This window comes from Enterobacter sp. SENG-6, from assembly GCF_001605945.1.
In the GTDB taxonomy this organism is placed as follows: domain Bacteria; phylum Pseudomonadota; class Gammaproteobacteria; order Enterobacterales; family Enterobacteriaceae; genus Enterobacter; species Enterobacter cloacae.
Genome location: NZ_LOMM01000035.1, coordinates 1 through 20839, shown reverse-complemented (window position 1 = coordinate 20839; position 20839 = coordinate 1). Strand labels below are relative to the sequence as shown.

Here is a 20839-nt window from a genome sequence, read left to right as displayed (position 1 = left end):
TCTCGCTCAAACAGGTCACTGCTGTCGGGTTAACGCCCGACAGCAGAGTGTGCTAACTCCGACGGGAGCAAATCCGTGAAAGACTTATTAAAGTTTCTGAAAGCGCAAACTAAAACCGAAGAGTTTGATGCGATCAAAATTGCTCTGGCTTCGCCAGACATGATCCGTTCATGGTCTTTCGGTGAAGTTAAAAAGCCGGAAACCATCAACTACCGTACGTTCAAACCTGAGCGTGACGGCCTTTTCTGTGCACGTATTTTCGGGCCAGTAAAAGATTACGAGTGCCTGTGCGGTAAGTACAAGCGCCTGAAACACCGTGGTGTGATCTGTGAGAAGTGCGGCGTTGAAGTGACCCAGACCAAAGTGCGCCGTGAGCGCATGGGCCACATCGAGCTGGCGTCTCCGACTGCTCACATCTGGTTCCTGAAATCTCTGCCGTCCCGTATCGGCCTGCTGCTGGATATGCCGCTGCGCGATATCGAACGTGTTCTGTACTTCGAATCTTATGTGGTTATCGAAGGCGGGATGACGAACCTGGAACGTCACCAGATCCTGACTGAAGAGCAGTATCTGGACGCGCTGGAAGAGTTCGGTGACGAATTCGACGCGAAGATGGGTGCGGAAGCTATTCAGGCCCTGCTGAAGAGCATGGATCTGGAGCAAGAGTGCGAGCAGCTGCGTGAAGAGCTGAACGAAACCAACTCCGAAACCAAGCGTAAAAAGCTGACCAAGCGTATCAAACTGCTGGAAGCGTTCGTTCAGTCTGGTAACAAGCCAGAGTGGATGATCCTGACCGTTCTGCCGGTTCTGCCGCCAGATCTGCGTCCGCTGGTTCCGCTGGATGGTGGTCGTTTCGCAACGTCCGATCTGAACGATCTGTATCGTCGCGTGATCAACCGTAACAACCGTCTGAAACGTCTGCTGGATCTGGCTGCGCCGGACATTATCGTACGCAACGAAAAACGTATGCTGCAGGAAGCGGTAGATGCCCTGCTGGATAACGGTCGTCGCGGTCGTGCGATCACCGGTTCTAACAAACGTCCTCTGAAATCTTTGGCCGACATGATCAAAGGTAAACAGGGTCGTTTCCGTCAGAACCTGCTCGGTAAGCGTGTTGACTACTCCGGTCGTTCTGTAATCACCGTAGGTCCATACCTGCGTCTGCATCAGTGCGGTCTGCCGAAGAAAATGGCACTGGAGCTGTTCAAACCATTCATCTACGGCAAACTGGAACTGCGAGGACTCGCCACCACCATCAAAGCCGCTAAGAAAATGGTTGAGCGTGAAGAAGCTGTCGTTTGGGATATCCTGGACGAAGTGATCCGCGAACACCCGGTACTGCTGAACCGTGCACCAACTCTGCACCGTCTGGGTATTCAGGCATTTGAGCCAGTCCTGATCGAAGGTAAAGCTATTCAGCTGCATCCACTGGTTTGTGCGGCGTATAACGCCGACTTCGATGGTGACCAGATGGCTGTTCACGTACCGCTGACGCTGGAAGCCCAGCTCGAAGCGCGTGCGCTGATGATGTCTACCAACAACATCCTGTCTCCAGCGAACGGCGAGCCAATCATCGTTCCTTCTCAGGACGTTGTATTGGGTCTGTACTACATGACCCGTGACTGTGTTAACGCTAAAGGCGAAGGCATGGTGCTGACTGGCCCGAAAGAAGCTGAGCGTATTTATCGCGCTGGCCTGGCCTCTCTGCATGCGCGCGTTAAAGTGCGTATCACTGAATACGAAAAAGATGCTAACGGCGAATTCGTTGCGAAAACCAGCCTGAAAGACACGACTATCGGCCGTGCCATTCTGTGGATGATCGTACCGAAAGGTCTGCCTTTCTCCATCGTCAACCAGGCGCTGGGTAAGAAAGCGATCTCCAAAATGCTGAACACCTGTTACCGCATTCTGGGTCTGAAGCCGACTGTTATCTTCGCTGACCAGACAATGTACACCGGCTTTGCTTATGCAGCGCGTTCAGGTGCATCTGTTGGTATCGATGACATGGTCATCCCAGAGAAGAAACACGAGATCATCTCTGAAGCAGAAGCTGAAGTTGCGGAAATCCAGGAGCAGTTCCAGTCTGGTCTGGTAACCGCGGGCGAACGCTACAACAAAGTTATCGATATCTGGGCTGCGGCGAACGATCGTGTATCCAAAGCGATGATGGATAACCTGCAAACCGAAACCGTGATTAACCGTGACGGCGTAGAAGAGCAGCAGGTTTCCTTCAACAGCATTTACATGATGGCCGACTCCGGTGCGCGTGGTTCTGCAGCACAGATTCGTCAGCTGGCAGGTATGCGTGGTCTGATGGCGAAGCCAGATGGCTCCATCATTGAAACGCCAATCACCGCGAACTTCCGTGAAGGTCTGAACGTACTCCAGTACTTCATCTCCACGCACGGTGCACGTAAAGGTCTGGCGGATACCGCACTGAAAACAGCGAACTCCGGTTATCTGACGCGTCGTCTGGTTGACGTTGCGCAGGATCTGGTGGTGACCGAAGACGATTGTGGCACCCTTGAAGGTATCACCATGACCCCGGTTATCGAGGGTGGTGATGTTAAAGAGCCACTGCGCGATCGCGTACTGGGTCGTGTTACCGCGGAAGACATTCTGAAGCCGGGTACCGCAGACATTCTGGTTCCACGCAACACGCTGCTGCACGAACAGTGGTGTGACCTGCTGGAAGCGAACTCTGTTGACTCCGTGAAAGTGCGTTCCGTTGTATCCTGTGACACCGACTTTGGTGTATGTGCGCACTGCTACGGTCGTGACCTGGCACGTGGCCACATCATCAACAAAGGTGAAGCCATCGGCGTTATCGCGGCACAGTCCATCGGTGAGCCGGGTACACAGCTGACGATGCGTACGTTCCACATCGGTGGTGCGGCATCTCGTGCGGCTGCTGAATCCAGCATCCAGGTGAAAAACAAAGGTAGCATCAAGCTCAGCAACGCGAAATCGGTTGTGAACTCCAGCGGTAAACTGGTTATCACTTCTCGTAACACCGAACTGAAGCTGATCGACGAATTCGGTCGTACCAAAGAGAGCTATAAAGTGCCTTACGGTGCTGTTATGGCGAAAGGTGATGGCGAGCAGGTTGCCGGCGGTGAAACCGTTGCAAACTGGGATCCACACACCATGCCAGTTATCACCGAAGTGAGTGGTTTCATCCGCTTCACTGACATGATCGACGGCCAGACCATTACTCGTCAGACTGACGAGCTGACCGGTCTGTCTTCTCTGGTAGTTCTGGATTCTGCTGAACGTACTACCGGCGGTAAAGATCTGCGTCCTGCACTGAAAATCGTTGATGCTCAGGGTAACGACGTTCTGATCCCAGGTACCGATATGCCTGCGCAGTACTTCCTGCCTGGTAAAGCGATTGTACAGCTGGAAGATGGCGTACAGATCAGCTCTGGTGACACCCTGGCGCGTATTCCTCAGGAATCCGGCGGTACCAAGGACATCACCGGTGGTCTGCCACGCGTTGCGGACCTGTTCGAAGCACGTCGTCCGAAAGAGCCGGCAATCCTGGCTGAAATCAGCGGTATCATCTCCTTCGGTAAAGAGACCAAAGGTAAACGCCGTCTGGTTATCACCCCGGTAGATGGCAGCGAGCCGTACGAAGAGATGATTCCTAAGTGGCGTCAGCTCAACGTGTTCGAAGGTGAACGCGTAGAACGTGGTGACGTGGTTTCCGACGGTCCAGAAGCGCCGCACGACATCCTGCGTCTGCGTGGTGTGCATGCTGTTACGCGTTATATTGTTAACGAAGTACAGGACGTATACCGTCTGCAGGGCGTTAAGATTAACGATAAACATATCGAAGTTATCGTTCGTCAGATGCTGCGTAAAGCGACCATCGAGAACGCGGGCAGCTCCGAGTTCCTGGAAGGCGAGCAGGTTGAGTACTCACGCGTCAAGATCGCTAACCGCGAACTGGAAGCGAACGGCAAAATCGGTGCGACCTTCTCGCGCGATCTGCTGGGTATCACCAAAGCGTCTCTGGCAACCGAGTCCTTCATCTCTGCAGCATCGTTCCAGGAAACCACTCGTGTCCTGACCGAAGCCGCTGTTGCAGGTAAACGTGATGAACTGCGCGGTCTGAAAGAGAACGTTATCGTGGGTCGTCTGATCCCGGCGGGTACCGGTTATGCGTACCATCAGGATCGTATGCGTCGTCGTGCTGCAGGCGAACTGCCAGCTGCACCGCAGGTGACTGCTGAAGATGCATCCGCGAGCCTGGCAGAGCTGCTGAACGCAGGTCTGGGCGGTTCCGACAACGAGTAATCATTGATGCCGTAAATAAAAAACCCGCCTCGGCGGGTTTTTTTACAGCTGTAGCTTTTAATTTAGCAACGGGATGCGTCGATAAAGCTCAATCATATCGCCCGCCAGATCCTGGATGACCATCGCGTTCATCAGGTGATCCTGAGAATGGACGGTAATCAGGTTAACCGGAAGCTTCCCGGTGCCTTCATCAAGACCAATAAGCTGTGTCTGGATGGTGTGCGCATGCTTCACATACTCGCGCGACTCTTCCATCGCCTTTTCGGCCCCGTCAAAGTCACCTTTACGCGCCATCTGTAATGCCGTCAGGGCAGCACTGCGCGCCGCACCCGCGTTGACCAGCAGTTCCATGATTGTCGTTTCTAAGTCTTCCATTATGACTCCAGCAGTTTGAGCGCTTTTTCCAGTACGGCATCACCTTTCATCATGCCGTAATCCATCATGTCGATCACCGCGACCTTTTTACCCAGCGGCTCGGCCTGGGCCTGAAGTTTCGCCTGCTCGTATTTAACCTGTGGCCCCAGTAATACGATGTCGGCCGTCGCGATGTTGTCTTTAAATTCCGCGACCGGAACGGCTTTAATGGTGACTTCAACCCCTTTTTTCTGCGCGGCGTCTTTCATACGTTGAACCAGCATGCTCGTTGACATTCCCGCTGCACAGCATAAAACGATGTTCTTCATAATCAGCCTCGATCTACATGTGTTTATTGATAATTATCCCGTGCAGACTGCTTCAACAACCGCTTTACCGTGATTGTGTGTCAGGCATCACAAAGAAATCGGCATTTTTCTGAAACCGGTTACAATTTTGCGCCGGGCAGCGAAAATCAGCCGACGGACGTTCGAATAATGCGGTTTTTTCCCTGTTGTTTCGCGCTGTAGAGGGCGTTATCTACGCTCCCCACCAGTTCTTCCAGCGGTTCGAAATGCCATTCTCCCAGACCGGCAGTGAACGTTACCCGCAGGTTTTCTTCCCGCCAGACGCGTTTTTCAACGGCGGTACGCCACGCGTCCAGTAACGAGAATGCGGTAGCGATCTGGTCAGCCTGGAAAATCACTGCGAACTCTTCTCCACCGTAGCGGTAAACCGAGATGTTATGCGGCTGCATTATCTGGATCCCTTCACGCGCCACGTTACGCAGGACAATATCACCGCTCAGGTGACCCCAGGTGTCGTTAATCGATTTAAAGTTGTCGATGTCAATCAGCGCCAGGGCGAAAGGCTGGTGGGCACTGAGTAGCTCATCTACATCGCTATCAAATGCCCGGCGGTTTTTGCAGCCGGTGAGTGCATCATGGGTGGCCTGGCGCACATAGGCCATCTCACGCGCTTTATTGGACTGGATGGTATGGCTGAGCATCGCTTCCAGACGCGGAGCCTGGTTGACGTCGCCAGTTTTGATGGCGTTGATAATCGTCATCAGCACGGTACGCGACTCATGGCGCAGGTACAGACCGAAGAGGATGATAATGATGGCCGCCAGCGCAAAACCCCAGCCGACGATAGTGGTCTCATGGCGGGTAATGTCGGTGAGCGTTGCGCCCGAAACCCGGTAGATGACAAACCAGTCCGGGTTGGTGAAGGAGTAGTAGTAATACCAGGCTTTGGTTTTCTTATCATACAGATGGCCTTCGCCGCTGGTCATTTTGTCCATCAGCGCTTCGCTCACGTATTGCTTGAAGAGCGCGCCCGGATCAGGGTGAAGCACCACGGCACCGTCGCGTTCGACAACAAAGAATTCCCCTTGTACAGGCGCTACCATCTGACGAAGGGTAAACCCCATGGAGGTCAAATCGAGATGAAATGCTATTGTACCCTTGAGCCGTCCTTCCGGCGAAATCAACGGCTTATAAAGAGTGACCGTGGGATGCCCGGTAAAATAGTCCATATAGGGGCGGGTATAGTGGCTGAAGATGCTGGCTTCCGCCTGGGCGATGAACCATGGACGCGTCCGGGGATCGAAGGTTTTGCTCTTTTCCGTGGGAAGTACCTCCGGCGCGCGCAGATAACGGCCCTGGGTGTCTGTCAGAGAAATGGAAGAGACGGTCGGCATCAGGTTCTGTAGATGCATCAACATCTGTAAACCCTGCGACGGATTGACGTTCAGCATCTCGTTCAGCGTGTCGTTGCGTGAAAAATAGAGCGCCGAACGCCCAAGGATATAGTCGTTTTCACGCAGGATAGATTCGGTGTAGTTCACCGCCAGGTTGTGGGTGAAGTTACCATTAATCTTATGATAATCCTCAAGAAAATCTTTTTGTTGTGAAAGGGTAACCACGATCGCGATCAGCGCAAAACTGCACAGGATCCCCGCAAAGCTGAGCATAATGGGTCGGGTAAAAGAGAGCTTTCTGCTGTGAAGTGCCATGAGTTGTACATCAATCCTGATGGTGAGTTTTTCGTCTGCCGATATCCTCTCAGCATAGTCGCTGTCCTGCGGTTAGCTGTGAATTATACGGAACACAGTTTCAGATGAGATGATTTATCTTAAGAACCATTAAGAAAATACTCATTCACTGGCGGGCGGCGTGTGCAATGAATCAGAGGCAGGGCGAAACGAGGAAGAAGCTTTTCGCCCTGGTCAGCTTCCGTTGCTGACGGCATGACAATAAAAAACCGGACGATAGATGACAATCGTCCGGTTGTGACTCTCCAGAGCGCCTCGACAATTTTTTACCGGCTTGCAGCGCGTTTCAACGCATTTGCGAGGCTCTTCCCAGCCAACTATCCCAGTCTTTCCAGACCGGTTGTAACCCCTGCGCGGTCAGGGCGGCGGCAACTGCTTCTGGCCGTCGACTATCATGTGGCGCAAATTGTTCCAGCTCCGGATGGTCATCGGCATAGCCCCCTGGCTGCGTTTTGGAGAACGCACTGACGTTGTTAATCGCAAGCGGGATCACGCGGTCACGAAACGCAGGAGATTCACGCGTCGAGAGGGATAGTTCAACCTCCGGGGCAAGCAGGCGAAACGCACAGATGGCCTGGACCAGCTGACGTTCGTCCATTACCGAGGCGGGTTCAACACCTCCCGTACACGGCCGCAAGCGTGGGAAAGAGATGGAGTAACGGCTTTGCCAGTAGTGCTGCTGCAGCCATAGCAGGTGTTCCGCTACCATGTAGCAATCCACTCGCCAGCTATCCGACAGCCCAATCAGCGCGCCCAGACCGATTTTGTCGATCCCGGCCCGGCCCAGCCTGTCCGGGGTCTCCAGCCGGAAGAAGAAATCCTGTTTCTTTCCCTTCAGGTGATGCCGGGCATACGTCGCCTCGTGGTAGGTTTCCTGATACACCATCACTCCGTCCAGCCCGAGGGTTTTAAGCTCCGCGTATTCCTCCTGCGACAGGGGCTGAACCTCCATCTGTAGCGACGCGAACTGACGGCGAATGGCCGGAAGGTGCTGTCGAAAATAGTCCATCCCGACTTTGCTCTGGTGTTCGCCCGTGACCAGCAGGAGATGCTCAAAACCCATTTCACGGATGGCTGCACACTCACGGGCGATTTCGCTCTCATTGAGTGTTTTCCGCTTGATGCGGTTGCTCATGGAGAAGCCGCAGTAGGTGCAGTCATTCGCGCACAGGTTAGAGAGGTAGAGCGGTACGTAAAAGCTCACCGTGTTGCCAAAACGCTGGCGGGTGAGCCTCTGAGCGCGCTGGGCCATCGGCTCAAGAAAGGTGCTCGCCGCCGGAGAGAGCAGGGCCATCATATCGTCGCGGGACAGATGACGGGCTTGTAAGGCGCGCTCCACGTCAGCCTGCGTTTTACTGTTGATACGCAGGGCAATATCGTCCCAGTTAAGCTGCCGCCAGCGGTCGGTAAAGGTGGTCATGAGAGCGCCTCCAGAAAGCCGGTCAACGGGCTGGTGGCCTGTGCCTGAAAACTGCGCGTTCCCGGGCCAGACTCTCGTGCCAGCAAGCCAGCCTCCACGGCCATGCGGAACGCACGGGCCATCCTGATGGGGTCGTCGGCGACCGCAATGGCTGTGTTCACCAGCACGGCACTTGCTCCCATCTCCAGCGCCTGGGCGGCATGGCTGGGCACGCCAATGCCTGCATCCACCACCACCGGCACGGTGGCTTGCTCAATGATGATCTCCAGCATGGCGCGGGTCTCCAGACCCTGATTAGAACCAATTGGGGCACCCAGCGGCATGACGGCAGCGCAGCCGACCTCTTCCAGCCGTTTACACAGCACGGGATCGGCCCCGCAGTAGGGCAGAACGGTAAAGCCTTGCTGCACCAGCTTTTCGGCCGCTTTTAACGTTTCGATGGGGTCGGGCAACAGCCAGCGCGCATCCGGATGTATTTCCAGTTTCAGCCAGTGGGTACCCAGCGCTTCACGGGCCAGCTGAGCCGCAAAAATCGCCTCTTCAGCCGTTTTCGCACCGGAGGTATTGGGCAGCAGGGTAACGCCAGCATCCAGCAACGGTGCCAGAATGGCGTCGCTGTGATGGCGCAGATCGACGCGCTTGAGCGCCAGCGTCACCAGCTGGCTGCCGCTTTCACGGATGGCATCCACCATCAGCTGCGGCGAGGCGAATTTTCCGGTCCCGGTAAACAGATGTGAATCAAAGACTTTATCAGCAATACGTAACATCTCAGCCCCCGGCGATAACCTGAAACAGCAGGATCTGGTCGCCTTCGCTCACCTGCTGATGTTCCCACTGCTCACGCGGCAGGATCTGTTGATTAAGCGCCAGCGCCGTTCCCGGCTTGAGCTGGCGCAGCTTCTCGAGCAGCGCGGCAACGGTGAGACCGTCATCGCATTTCATCGGCTCATCATTAAACAGAATGCGCATTGCGGCCTCCGCACACCGGACAGTGGCTGGCGCGGTGCAGTGCCAGATGACGCCAGCCGCTGGAGCGGGCATCAAACAGCCGCAGCGTATTGCGCTCTGTTTCCATACCACTGAGCAATTTGATGGCTTCCAGCGCCTGCAGGGTCCCCATCACGCCCACCACCGGGCCCAGTATGCCCGCGGTGCGGCAGTTGCGCTCCGGCTCGGCATCATCCGGCCACAGGCAGCGATAACAGCCCTGCGCCCAGGGCGGGGTCAGCACCATCATCTGCCCGCCGAAACCGACCGCACTGGCGGTGATAAGTGGCGTATTCTGTGCCACGCAGGCGGCGTTAATGGCCTGGCGGGTCGCCATATTGTCGGTGCAGTCCAGCACCGCATCAGCAAGGGCGACTTCGCGCTGCAGAGTGTCGCCGTGGAGTCGCTCCTGATGTGCGATGAGCGTGATGTCCGGGTTCAACTGCTTCAGCCTTTTGCGGGTGATTTGCGCTTTGGGCTGGTTAACATCCTCCGTGGTGAAGAGGATTTGTCGCTGCAGGTTACTGATATGAACCTCGTCGTCATCGGCCAGAACCAGCGTGCCCACGCCCGCGCCTGCCAGATAGAGCGCGGCAGGAGCGCCTAATCCGCCCAGACCAACAATCAGGACCCGGCTGGCGAGCAGCTTTTGCTGCCCGTCAATGGCGATATCCTCCAGCAGGATCTGGCGGCTGTAGCGCATAAAATCACGATCATTCATCGCCTGCTCCTGCCAGCTTTAACAGCTGTGCGGTGGCGGCCTGCCAGTCTGCCGCCTGGGTAATGGCGCTGACGACAGCGATACTGCCGACACCGGTATTCAGCACGGCAGGAGCGCGTTCCAGGCTGATCCCACCGATCGCGACGGTAGGGTAATCGGCAAGGCGTTTAACGTGTGCCGCCAGCTGCGTCAGCCCCTGTGGGGCAGAGGGCATCTGTTTGGTCTGCGTCGGAAAAACATGGCCAAGTGCGATGTACGAAGGGCGAGCCGCCAGCGCCACGTCGATCTCCATGTCGTCGTGTGTTGACACCCCCAGTCTTAATCCAGCGTCCCGGATAGCGCTCAGGTCCGTTGTTTCCAGGTCCTCCTGACCCAGATGCACACCGTACGCCTGGTGCTTAACGGCCAGTCGCCAGTAGTCGTTGATAAACAGGCGCGCGTCGTAGCGACGCCCCAGTGCGATGGCGGCGACCACATCGGCCTCCACCTCGTCATCACGTTTATCCTTAATGCGCAGCTGGATTGTGCGAACGCCGCACGCCAGCAGGCGTTCGATCCACGCCACGCTGTCCACCACAGGATAGAGCCCTAAACGGAAGGGAACGGAAGGGAAATCAGGCTGATACATTACGCCTCCTCTTTTTTGAGGTAGATTTCGCCGCCCTTCGCGCGGAAGGTTTCTGACATATCCGCCATACCCACTTCAATGGTTTGCGCGGCGGCGTAGTCACGGACTTCCTGGCTGATTTTCATCGAGCAGAATTTTGGCCCGCACATGGAGCAGAAGTGCGCCACTTTGCCCGACTCCTGCGGCAGGGTTTCATCGTGATACGCGCGGGCAGTGAAAGGATCGAGCGCCAGGTTGAACTGGTCTTCCCAGCGGAATTCAAAGCGCGCCTTCGACATGGCGTTGTCGCGGATTTGCGCGCCAGGGTGGCCTTTGGCCAGATCCGCGGCGTGGGCGGCGATTTTGTAGGTGATCAGCCCCTGCTTCACATCCTCTTTGTTGGGCAGGCCGAGGTGCTCTTTCGGCGTCACATAGCAGAGCATGGCGCAGCCGAACCAGCCGATCATCGCCGCACCAATCCCGGAGGTGAAGTGGTCATAGCCCGGAGCGATATCCGTGGTCAACGGCCCCAGGGTATAGAATGGCGCTTCGTGGCAGTGCTCCAGCTCTTCGGTCATGTTGCGGCGGATCATCTGCATTGGCACGTGTCCCGGGCCTTCAATCATCACCTGCACGTCATACTCCCAGGCGATTTTGGTCAGCTCACCCAGGGTATGCAGTTCGGCAAACTGCGCTTCGTCATTGGCATCACGAATGGAGCCCGGACGCAGGCCGTCGCCCAGCGACAGGGAGACATCGTACGCGGCACAGATTTCACAGATCTCGCGGAAGTGTTCGTAGAGGAAGTTTTCCTTATGGTGCGACAGGCACCATTTGGCCATGATAGAGCCGCCGCGCGAGACAATACCGGTCAGACGCTTCGCCGTCATCGGCACGTAGCGCAGCAGCACGCCCGCGTGAATGGTGAAGTAGTCGACTCCCTGTTCAGCCTGCTCCAGCAGCGTGTCGCGGAAGGCTTCCCAGGTGAGGTCTTCGGCAATACCGTTCACCTTCTCCAGTGCCTGATAAACGGGCACCGTTCCGATAGGCACCGGGCTATTGCGCAGGATCCACTCGCGGGTTTCGTGGATGTAACGCCCGGTGGAGAGATCCATCACCGTGTCCGCGCCCCAGCGTGTCGACCAGACCAGTTTTTCCACCTCTTCTTCGATGGAGGAGGTCACGGCCGAGTTGCCGATATTGGCGTTGACCTTCACCAGGAAGTTGCGGCCAATGATCATTGGTTCAGATTCCGGGTGATTGATGTTGGCAGGGATAATCGCGCGGCCAGCGGCCACTTCATCACGCACAAACTCCGGCGTGATGTTTTCCGGCAGACGTGCCCCGAAGCCTTCTCCCGGATGCTGGTGGCGTAACACCTCGCTGCGGATACGCTCGCGACCCATGTTTTCACGAATGGCGATAAACTCCATCTCCGGCGTAACGATGCCCTGGCGGGCATAGTGCAGCTGGGTAACGCATTTACCCGCTTTCGCGCGTTTCGGCGTCAGCAACCCGGTGAAGCGCAGCTCATCAAGACCATCGTCGGCCAGACGCGCTTTGGTGTACGCCGAGCTGCGGTCAGAGAGCTCTTCGCAGTCGTTACGCGCGTCAATCCACGGCTGGCGCAATTTCACCAGACCCTGCTGAACGTTAATGGCAACCGCAGGATCGCCGTACGGACCGGAAGTGTCATACACCGGAACGGCTTCGTTATCTTCATACTGCGGGTGCGCTTTGCTGCCACCGATAAGGGTCGGGCTAAGCTGGATTTCACGCATTGGCACGCGGATATCCGCCTGTGAACCGGTGATGTAAATGCGTTTTGAGTTCGGGAAAGCGGTGCCTTCCAGAGTGTCGATGAAGTGTTGGGCTTGTGCGCGCTGTTCGCGGCGGGTCAGTTTTGTTGTAGACATAGCTCATTCCAAAAGTGAAGGACATGGCTTGTCAGACGACGGATGAAGCAAGAGAGGATCGCCCTGGGGGCGATACAACAGCAGTGTGACTCTTGTTCCCTTCGCAGGTATTAGCCTGATCAGGTTCCGCGGATCCCGAATTAACGGTCTCAGCCCGTGCTTGCACACTGGGCACTCCGACAAGAAAAATCCCCCTCCGCAGAGGGGCGAATGGTTGTAAATTACTCGTTAACGATTAAGAACTCAAGCAGGTCGCGCGACGTTATCTTCGTGGCTCACATCCAGGCCGTGATCCAGGGCGAGGGCGATCAGCTTATCTTCCAGCGTGAATCGCTCTTCCAGCGCTTCGCCGAGGTCGGAAAGCGCCTGCTGAAACTCAAGATAGTTATCGTGATCGATAGCGTTCTCAAGCGTGGAATCGTAGTAATCCATGATCTGCTGGGTGTTAGCTTCCAGCAGCGGATAGAGTTTGCTGGCCGCTAAATACGGTGTAGTCCCTTCCATTTCGCGGATAATGCGTTCATAAATATTGAAATGGCCGTCGGACAGATAGTCGACCAGGCTCTGACAAAAATCATCCAGCGCTTTTTCATTCAACCGCATAAACGATTCTTTGCCAGGCTTAATACCGACCAGATTGTAATAAGCCACGAGTAGATGCTTGCGCACATGTAGCCAGCGATCCACCAGTTTGTTACTTCCTCTAACGCGCTCAGTCAGGCTCTCTAGCTGGTTTAACATGGTTGACTCCGCAAGGTTGAGAATTGAATCTGCTTATCCAAAATGTAACCACAATGCTAACAACATGTCAGTGAAGCGAAGGTAGTGCAATAGATATGGATCGTATTATTGAAAAATCAGATCTGGGTTGGTGGATCGTCAGTCACGAACAAAAATTATGGTTGCCTGCCGGGGAAATACCCTATGGCGCAGCAGAAAAATTTGATCTTGTCGGCCTGCCCGCGCTGAAGATCGGGGAATGGCAGGGTGAACCCGTGTGGTTGATCCAACAGCCACGCCGCAATGACATGGGATCGGTTCGTCAGGTGCTGGATCAGGATGTGGGTTTGTTCCAGCTGGCGGGCCGGGGTGTGCAGCTGGCTGAGTTTTACCGTTCGCATAAGTACTGCGGCTACTGTGGTCACACCATGCACCCCAGTAAAACCGAGTGGGCGATGCTCTGCAGCCACTGCCGTGAGCGTTACTACCCGCAAATTGCGCCGTGCATTATCGTCGCTATCCGTCGTGACGATTCCATCCTGCTGGCGCAGCACACCCGCCACCGCAACGGCATTCATACCGTGCTGGCCGGGTTCGTCGAGGTGGGCGAAACGCTGGAACAGGCGGTGGCGCGTGAAGTGATGGAAGAGAGCGGGATTAAGGTTAAAAACCTGCGCTATGTTACCTCCCAGCCGTGGCCGTTCCCGCAGTCGCTGATGACGGCCTTTATGGCCGATTATGACAGCGGCGAGATTGTCATCGACCAGAAAGAGTTGCTGGAGGCGAACTGGTATCGTTATGACGATTTGCCGCTGCTGCCACCACCAGGCACCGTCGCCCGTCGGCTGATAGAAGATACCGTAGCAATGTGTCGGGCTGATGCTGAGTGACATGTTACACTGAGGCCATGACGCTTAAGGAACTGCAAAAATGACCGAACTGAAAAACGATCGTTATCTGCGTGCGCTGCTGCGCCAGCCCGTTGATGTCACCCCGGTGTGGATGATGCGCCAGGCGGGACGCTACTTGCCAGAGTACAAAGCCACGCGTGCGCAGGCGGGCGATTTTATGTCGCTGTGCAAAAATGCCGAGCTGGCGTGTGAAGTTACGCTCCAGCCGCTGCGCCGCTTCCCGCTGGATGCCGCCATTCTCTTTTCGGACATTCTGACCATTCCGGATGCGATGGGCCTTGGGCTCTATTTCGAAACCGGCGAAGGCCCGCGTTTCACCTCCCCAATCAAAAGCAGAGCGGATGTTGATAAGCTGCCCGTTCCCGATCCTGAACAGGAGCTGGGCTATGTGATGAATGCCGTGCGCACCATTCGTCGTGAACTGAAAGGCGAAGTCCCGCTGATTGGCTTCTCCGGCAGTCCGTGGACGCTGGCGACCTATATGGTTGAAGGCGGTAGCAGTAAAGCCTTTACCGTAATCAAAAAGATGATGTATGCCGAGCCGCTGGCCCTGCATGCGCTACTCGATAAGCTGGCGAAAAGCGTCACCCTCTATCTGAACGCGCAGATCAAAGCGGGTGCGCAGTCGGTGATGATTTTCGATACCTGGGGCGGCGTGCTGACCGGGCGCGATTATCAGCAATTTTCGCTCTACTACATGCACAAAATCGTTGATGGCCTTCTGCGTGAAAATGAAGGCCGCCGTGTGCCGGTCACGCTGTTCACCAAAGGCGGCGGTCAGTGGCTGGAAGCCATGGCGGCGACCGGCTGCGATGCGCTGGGTCTCGACTGGACCACCGATATCGCCGACGCGCGCCGTCGCGTGGGTGACAAAGTGGCGCTGCAGGGCAATATGGATCCGTCCATGCTCTACGCGCAGCCTGCCCGTATTGAAGAAGAGGTGGCGTCTATTCTGGCTGGCTTTGGCCAGGGGGAAGGGCACGTGTTTAACCTCGGGCACGGTATCCATCAGGACGTTCCGCCAGAGCACGCTGGCGCGTTTGTGGAGGCGGTGCACCGACTTTCTGCGCAATATCACAAATAAGGAGTGGTTATGGATCTCGCGTCATTACGCGCTCAACAGATAGAACTGGCTTCATCCGTGATCCGCGAGGATCGTCTGGATAAGGATCCCCCGCAGTATATAGGCGGTGCGGATGTCGGGTTTGAGCAGGGCGGTGAAGTGACGCGGGCGGCGATGGTGCTGCTGAAGTATCCCTCACTTGAGCTGGTGGAGTACAAAGTGGCGCGTATCGCCACCACCATGCCGTACATACCGGGCTTTCTCTCCTTCCGTGAATACCCCGCGCTGCTCGCAGCGTGGGAGCAACTCTCGCAAAAACCCGATCTGCTGTTTGTTGATGGACACGGTATCTCTCATCCGCGTCGTTTAGGCGTTGCCAGCCACTTTGGTCTGCTGGTGGATGTACCCACCATCGGTGTGGCCAAAAAACGCCTGTGCGGTGCATTTGAGCCGCTCTCCGCCGAGCCGGGCGCGCTGGCGCCGCTTATCGATAAGGATGAGCAACTGGCATGGGTCTGGCGCAGTAAAGCGCGCTGTAACCCGCTGTTTATCGCAACCGGGCACCGTGTGAGCATGGACAGCGCCCTGGCCTGGGTGCAGCGTTGTATGAAGGGTTACCGTTTACCTGAGCCCACGCGCTGGGCAGATGCGGTGGCCTCTGCTCGTCCGGCTTTTGTTCGTTGGCAGGAAATTCAGTGATGAATCAGGTAAACTGCGGCTAATTTTCGATTCGAGATCTCATCATGCTACAAAACCCGATTCACCTGCGCCTTGAGAAGCTGGAAAGCTGGCAGCACGTCACCTTTATGGCTTGCCTGTGCGAGCGCATGTATCCGAACTACGCCGCGTTCTGCAAGCAGACGGAGTTTGGTGATGGCCATATTTATCGCCGGATCCTCGACCTCATCTGGGAAACGCTGACGGTCAAAGACGCAAAGGTGAACTTCGACTCTCAGCTGGAAAAACTCGAAGAGGCTATTCCGGTGGCGGATGATTTTGATCTGTACGGTGTCTATCCGGCAATTGATGCCTGCGTAGCGTTAAGCGAACTGATTCACTCTCGTCTGAGCGGTGAAACGCTGGAGCACGCTATTGAAGTCAGTAAGGCATCCATTACGACCGTAGCGATGCTCGAAATGACCCAGGCAGGCCGTGAAATGACCGACGAAGAATTGCGGGTTAACCCTGCGGTTGAACAGGAATGGGATATTCAGTGGGAGATTTTCCGCCTGCTGGCAGAGTGTGAAGAACGCGATATTGAGCTGATAAAAGGGCTGCGTGCGGACTTGCGTGAGGCCGGCGAGAGTAATATTGGTATAATTTTTAACCAATGAGACAACAAAACGTGATTTAACGCCTGTTTTGTCGCACCTCGACTCTTCCCTTCTGCCCCCCGTCTGGTCTACATTTGGGGGGCGAAAAAAAGTGGCTATCGGTGCGTGTATGCAGGAGAGTGCTATTTTGGCATTTTCGTCGCACTCGATGCTTAGCAAGCGATAAACACATTGAAAGGATAACTTATGAACAAGACTCAACTGATTGATGTAATTGCGGACAAGGCTGATCTGTCTAAAGTGCAGGCTAAAGCTGCTCTGGAATCTACCCTGGCTGCTATTACTGAGTCTCTGAAAGAAGGCGATGCTGTACAACTGGTTGGTTTCGGTACCTTCAAAGTGAACCACCGCGCTGAGCGTACTGGCCGTAACCCGCAGACCGGTAAAGAAATCAAAATCGCCGCAGCTAACGTGCCGGCATTTGTTTCTGGTAAAGCACTGAAAGACGCAGTTAAGTAAGACGCGTGGCAGTGAACAGTTTTAACGAAGGGGCGGCAACGCCCCTTTTGTCATTCTGGCGTGGCGCGCTTGCGCTGGCGGGCGTGTTACTGCTTTCCGCCTGTAGCCATGACACCTCTTTACCACCGTTTACCGCCAGCGGTTACGCTGACAACCAGGGAGCGGTGAGGATCTGGCGTAAAGATTCTGGCGGTGAAGTGCATCTGCTTTCCGCTTTTAGCCCGTGGCATAACGGCAATACATCGACCGCAGAGTATCGCTGGCAGGGAGACGACCTGTCATTCATCGAACTCAATATCTACGGCAAAACCCCCGAACATGTAAAAGTGCGGTTTGATGACCACGGCGAGCTGAGCTTTATGCAGCGTGAAGTCAACGGTCAAAAACAGCAACTCTCCAGCGATCAGGTTGCTCTCTATCGTTATCGTGCCGGACAAATCCGCCAGACCAGTGATGCGCTGCGTCAGGGACGCGTGGTGCTGCGCCAGGGGCGCTGGCATACCGATGGTACGGTCACTACCTGCGAAGGACAGACAGTCAAACCTGATCTTGAATCCTGGGCAATCGAACATATACAGCGCCGTCAGCGTCATTCATCGATGGAAGTGAGTGTGGCGTGGCTTGAAGCGCCTGAAGGCTCTCAGCTGTTGCTGGTGGCGAACGAAGATTTCTGCACCTGGCAGCCGACAGAAAAGAGTTTTTGACATAAATCCCCTCTCCCTTGAGGGAGAGGGTTAGGATGAGGGGGGATTACTCCCCCTGCTCACGTGCAATCGCACGATAGCCGATATCCTGACGGCTAAAGCTACCGTTCCAGTGGATATCCGCCATCAGCGCATAGGCGCGCTTCTGCGCTTCGGCAACGGTATGACCCAGCGCGGTGGCACACAGCACGCGGCCACCATTGGTCAGTACGCGATCGTCGTCAGCCAGTTTCGTTCCGGCGTGGAACACCTTGGCACCTTCGGTTTCTTCCAGCGGCAGGCCGTGGATCTCATCTCCGGTGTTGTAGTGGCCAGGATAACCGCCCGCAGCAATCACCACGCCCAGAGACGCGCGTTCGTCCCACTCTGAGGTTTTCTCATCCAGCTTGCCGTCGCATGCGGCCAGGCACAGCTCCACCAGGTCAGATTTCATGCGCAGCATGATTGGCTGAGTTTCGGGATCGCCGAAGCGGCAGTTAAATTCGATCACCTTCGGATTGCCCTGCTTGTCAATCATCAGGCCCGCATAGAGGAAACCGGTGTAAGTGTTACCCTCGGCAGCCATTCCTTTTACGGTTGGCCAGATGATACGGTCCATGGTGCGCTGATGCACTTCATCCGTCACCACAGGGGCAGGGGAGTAAGCGCCCATACCGCCGGTATTCGGCCCGGTATCCGCATTGCCCACGCGCTTATGGTCCTGGCTGGTGGCCATCGGCAGAACGTGTTCGCCATCCACCATCACGATAAAGCTCGCCTCTTCGCCATCAAGGAACTCTTCAATCACGATGCGGTGGCCCGCGTCGCCAAAGGCATTGCCTGCCAGCATATCCTGTACGGCTGCTTCGGCTTCTTCGAGCGTCATCGCGACGATAACACCTTTACCGGCAGCCAGACCGTCGGCTTTGATCACAATCGGCGCGCCTTTTTCACGTAAGTAAGCCAGCGCGGGCTCGACTTCGGTGAAGTTCTGGTATTCCGCCGTCGGGATGTTATGACGCGCAAGGAAATCCTTGGTAAAGGCTTTAGACCCTTCCAGTTGTGCTGCGCCTTCCGTCGGGCCGAAAATTTTCAGCCCTGCAGCACGGAACGCGTCAACGACGCCAATCACCAGTGGCGCTTCCGGGCCGACGATGGTGAGATCGATTTTCTCGTTCTGGGCAAAGCTCAGCAGCGCGGGGATATCGGTCACGCCGATGGCGACGTTCTGCAGCGCAGGTTCCAGCGCCGTACCCGCATTACCCGGAGCCACAAAAACGGTTTCAACCAGCGGAGACTGCGCCGCTTTCCACGCCAGCGCGTGCTCGCGCCCGCCGTTACCAATCACTAATACTTTCATTTTCTGCTCCGGGAATTAATGACGGAAGTGACGCATATCGGTGAAGATCATCGCAATGCCGTGTTCGTCGGCAGCGGCAATGACTTCGTCGTCACGGATAGAACCGCCAGGCTGGATCACACAGGTGATACCCACAGCGGCGGCCGCATCAATACCGTCACGGAACGGGAAGAAGGCGTCAGACGCCATGGCAGAACCTTTTACTTCCAGGCCTTCGTCGCCTGCTTTGATACCGGCAATTTTCGCAGAGTAAACGCGGCTCATCTGGCCTGCACCTATCCCGATGGTCATGTTCTCTTTGGCGTAGACAATGGCGTTGGATTTCACGAACTTCGCCACTTTCCAGCAGAACAGCGCATCACGCAGTTCCTGTTCGGTTGGCTGACGTTTGGTGACGACGCGCAGGTCAGCGGCTGTCACCATGCCCAAATCGCGATCCTGAACCAGCAGCCCACCATTTACACGTTTGAAATCAAGACCCGGCACGCGCTCTGCCCACTGGCCGCAAACCAGCACGCGCACGTTCTGTTTCGCGGCGGTGATTTTCAGCGCTTCTTCAGACGCAGATGGCGCGATGATCACTTCAACAAACTGACGAGAGATAATGGCCTGTGCGGTTTCGGCATCCAGTTCACGGTTAAACGCGATAATGCCGCCGAAGGCAGAGGTCGGGTCAGTTTTATAGGCGCGATCGTAAGCGTCCATGATAGAGGTACTGACCGCTACGCCGCAGGGGTTCGCGTGCTTCACAATAACGCAGGCAGGCTCATTGAACTCTTTCACACACTCCAGTGCGGCATCGGTATCGGCAATATTGTTATAAGAGAGCGCCTTGCCCTGAACCTGCTGTGCGGTAGCGACAGAAGCTTCTTTTACCTCTTCTTCTATATAGAAGGCTGCCTGCTGGTGGCTGTTCTCGCCATAACGCATATCCTGCTTCTTGATGAAGTTCAGGTTCAGCGTGCGTGGGAAGCGGCCGGAAGGATCTTTGCTTTCGCCGTGGTAAGCCGGCACCAGGCTACCGAAGTAGTTGGCGATCATGCTGTCGTACGCGGCGGTGTGTTCGAATGCTTTAATCGCGAGGTCGAAACGGGTGTCCAGAGTCAGTGACCCTTCGTTCGCATCCATTTCATTAATAATGGCGGAGTAGTCGCTGCTCTTCACCACAATGGCCACGTCTTTATGGTTCTTGGCCGCGGAGCGCACCATCGTCGGTCCGCCTATATCAATATTCTCTACGGCGTCTTCCAGAGAGCAGCCTTCACGCGCCACGGTTTGGGCGAACGGATAAAGGTTAACGACAACCATATCAATTGGCGCGATATCATGCTGTTCCATAATGGCATCATCCTGACCGCGACGACCCAGAATGCCGCCGTGGACTTTCGGGTGCAGGGTTTTGACGCGTCCATCCATCATTTCCGGGAAACCGGTGTAATCGGACACTTCGGTTACCGGCAGACCTTTATCTGCTAACAGGCGTGCGGTACCACCTGTGGACAGCAGCTCTACACCACGTGCAGAAAGTGCCTGAGCGAATTCGACGATACCGGCTTTATCAGAAACACTGAGCAGAGCGCGGCGGACTGGACGACGTTGTTGCATGGTAAATCCCCTGGATTTCACGATTACAGAGAGCGTTAGATGAATTTTCCAGCGAAAAACTCATCTAACACACCTGACGAGGCATCCTTGTTAAGCGCGAGCATTTTAACGAAAACGTTTGCGCAACGCTCGCGAATTTTCACTTTTTCGCATCGCTGTGGATAACTCTGTGTGTAAAAAGGTATAAGGCGGGGTTTTGCTGGGGAATGCAGCAGTCAGTCATTTTTCTGTCATTTAGCGGTTGCGGCCTGCGGAGAACTCCCTATAATGCGCCTCCATCGACACGGCGGATGTGAATCACTTCACAAACAACCCGGTCGGTTGAAGAGAAAAAATCCTGAAAT

The 20839-nt window shown here is 55.6% G+C and carries 19 protein-coding genes and 1 riboswitch; of the genes, 7 read left to right on the top strand and 12 right to left on the bottom strand.

The window, feature by feature from the left end:
• The first annotated feature begins 75 nt into the window (after window positions 1–75).
• Window positions 76–4299 carry a DNA-directed RNA polymerase subunit beta' gene (rpoC, locus tag AX755_RS17315; protein ID WP_013095003.1) on the top strand — a complete coding sequence of 1408 codons (4224 nt, stop codon included), beginning with the start codon at window positions 76–78 and terminating at the stop codon, window positions 4297–4299.
• 57 nt (window positions 4300–4356) lie between these two features.
• Here rpoC and AX755_RS17310 read toward each other — a convergent pair whose 3' ends face one another.
• The 10 genes from AX755_RS17310 to AX755_RS17265 all read right to left on the bottom strand — a co-directional run bounded on the left by AX755_RS17310 (window position 4357) and on the right by AX755_RS17265 (window position 13101).
• Complete coding sequence (locus tag AX755_RS17310) at window positions 4357–4674, bottom strand: PTS lactose/cellobiose transporter subunit IIA (protein WP_020684626.1); 318 nt, start codon at window positions 4672–4674, stop codon at window positions 4357–4359.
• The gene (locus tag AX755_RS17305) at window positions 4674–4982 is read right to left on the bottom strand and encodes a PTS sugar transporter subunit IIB (protein WP_023334100.1); all 309 of its coding nucleotides are present in this window, start codon (window positions 4980–4982) and stop codon (window positions 4674–4676) included. The genes AX755_RS17310 and AX755_RS17305 overlap by 1 nt, the downstream gene beginning before the upstream one ends.
• Window positions 4983–5128: 146 nt before the next feature.
• Window positions 5129–6670 carry a sensor domain-containing diguanylate cyclase gene (locus tag AX755_RS17300; RefSeq protein ID WP_062857157.1) on the bottom strand — a complete coding sequence of 514 codons (1542 nt, stop codon included), beginning with the start codon at window positions 6668–6670 and terminating at the stop codon, window positions 5129–5131.
• Between the two features lie 325 nt (window positions 6671–6995).
• Entirely contained in the window at window positions 6996–8129 is a 1134-nt protein-coding gene (gene thiH, locus AX755_RS17295) for a 2-iminoacetate synthase ThiH (RefSeq protein WP_062857156.1), read from the bottom strand.
• Window positions 8126–8896, bottom strand: a complete 771-nt coding sequence (gene thiG / locus AX755_RS17290) for a thiazole synthase (protein ID WP_013095008.1) — start codon at window positions 8894–8896, stop codon at window positions 8126–8128. Before thiG ends, thiH begins: the two co-directional genes overlap by 4 nt.
• Window position 8897: 1 nt before the next feature.
• Window positions 8898–9098: a sulfur carrier protein ThiS gene (thiS, locus tag AX755_RS17285; RefSeq protein ID WP_013095009.1), complete on the bottom strand. Its 201-nt coding sequence runs from the start codon at window positions 9096–9098 to the stop codon at window positions 8898–8900.
• Window positions 9082–9837 carry a HesA/MoeB/ThiF family protein gene (locus tag AX755_RS17280; protein WP_013095010.1) on the bottom strand — a complete coding sequence of 252 codons (756 nt, stop codon included), beginning with the start codon at window positions 9835–9837 and terminating at the stop codon, window positions 9082–9084. The genes thiS and AX755_RS17280 overlap by 17 nt, the downstream gene beginning before the upstream one ends.
• Window positions 9830–10465, bottom strand: a complete 636-nt coding sequence (gene thiE / locus AX755_RS17275; RefSeq protein ID WP_062857155.1) for a thiamine phosphate synthase — start codon at window positions 10463–10465, stop codon at window positions 9830–9832. The genes AX755_RS17280 and thiE overlap by 8 nt, the downstream gene beginning before the upstream one ends.
• Complete coding sequence (thiC, locus tag AX755_RS17270; RefSeq protein WP_062857154.1) at window positions 10465–12360, bottom strand: phosphomethylpyrimidine synthase ThiC; 1896 nt, start codon at window positions 12358–12360, stop codon at window positions 10465–10467. Before thiC ends, thiE begins: the two co-directional genes overlap by 1 nt.
• A gap of 79 nt (window positions 12361–12439) precedes the next feature.
• A riboswitch (TPP riboswitch) is annotated at window positions 12440–12549 on the bottom strand.
• Between the two features lie 54 nt (window positions 12550–12603).
• A complete protein-coding gene (locus tag AX755_RS17265) occupies window positions 12604–13101 on the bottom strand; it encodes an Rsd/AlgQ family anti-sigma factor (RefSeq protein WP_013095013.1) in 498 nt (165 codons plus the stop codon).
• 95 nt (window positions 13102–13196) lie between these two features.
• Between AX755_RS17265 and nudC the strand changes: the two genes are divergently transcribed.
• The 6 genes from nudC to AX755_RS17235 all read left to right on the top strand — a co-directional run bounded on the left by nudC (window position 13197) and on the right by AX755_RS17235 (window position 17551).
• A complete protein-coding gene (gene nudC, locus AX755_RS17260; protein WP_013095014.1) occupies window positions 13197–13970 on the top strand; it encodes an NAD(+) diphosphatase in 774 nt (257 codons plus the stop codon).
• Window positions 13971–14010: 40 nt separating this feature from the next.
• Window positions 14011–15075 (top strand): uroporphyrinogen decarboxylase, encoded by a 1065-nt coding sequence (hemE, locus tag AX755_RS17255; RefSeq protein WP_038418433.1) that lies wholly within the window; start codon window positions 14011–14013, stop codon window positions 15073–15075.
• Between the two features lie 9 nt (window positions 15076–15084).
• The gene (nfi, locus tag AX755_RS17250) at window positions 15085–15753 is read left to right on the top strand and encodes a deoxyribonuclease V (RefSeq protein ID WP_062857153.1); all 669 of its coding nucleotides are present in this window, start codon (window positions 15085–15087) and stop codon (window positions 15751–15753) included.
• Window positions 15754–15797: 44 nt separating this feature from the next.
• Window positions 15798–16388, top strand: coding sequence for a YjaG family protein (locus AX755_RS17245; protein ID WP_029883066.1), 591 nt, complete (start codon window positions 15798–15800; stop codon window positions 16386–16388).
• A gap of 186 nt (window positions 16389–16574) precedes the next feature.
• Window positions 16575–16847, top strand: coding sequence for a nucleoid-associated protein HU-alpha (hupA, locus tag AX755_RS17240; RefSeq protein WP_002445246.1), 273 nt, complete (start codon window positions 16575–16577; stop codon window positions 16845–16847).
• 11 nt (window positions 16848–16858) lie between these two features.
• Window positions 16859–17551 carry a DUF1481 domain-containing protein gene (locus tag AX755_RS17235; RefSeq protein ID WP_062857152.1) on the top strand — a complete coding sequence of 231 codons (693 nt, stop codon included), beginning with the start codon at window positions 16859–16861 and terminating at the stop codon, window positions 17549–17551.
• A gap of 46 nt (window positions 17552–17597) precedes the next feature.
• Here the strand turns inward: AX755_RS17235 and purD are convergent, their stop codons facing one another.
• A complete protein-coding gene (purD, locus tag AX755_RS17230; protein WP_013095019.1) occupies window positions 17598–18890 on the bottom strand; it encodes a phosphoribosylamine--glycine ligase in 1293 nt (430 codons plus the stop codon).
• Window positions 18891–18905: 15 nt separating this feature from the next.
• A complete protein-coding gene (gene purH / locus AX755_RS17225) occupies window positions 18906–20495 on the bottom strand; it encodes a bifunctional phosphoribosylaminoimidazolecarboxamide formyltransferase/IMP cyclohydrolase (RefSeq protein ID WP_062857151.1) in 1590 nt (529 codons plus the stop codon).
• Between the last annotated feature and the right edge of the window lie 344 nt (window positions 20496–20839).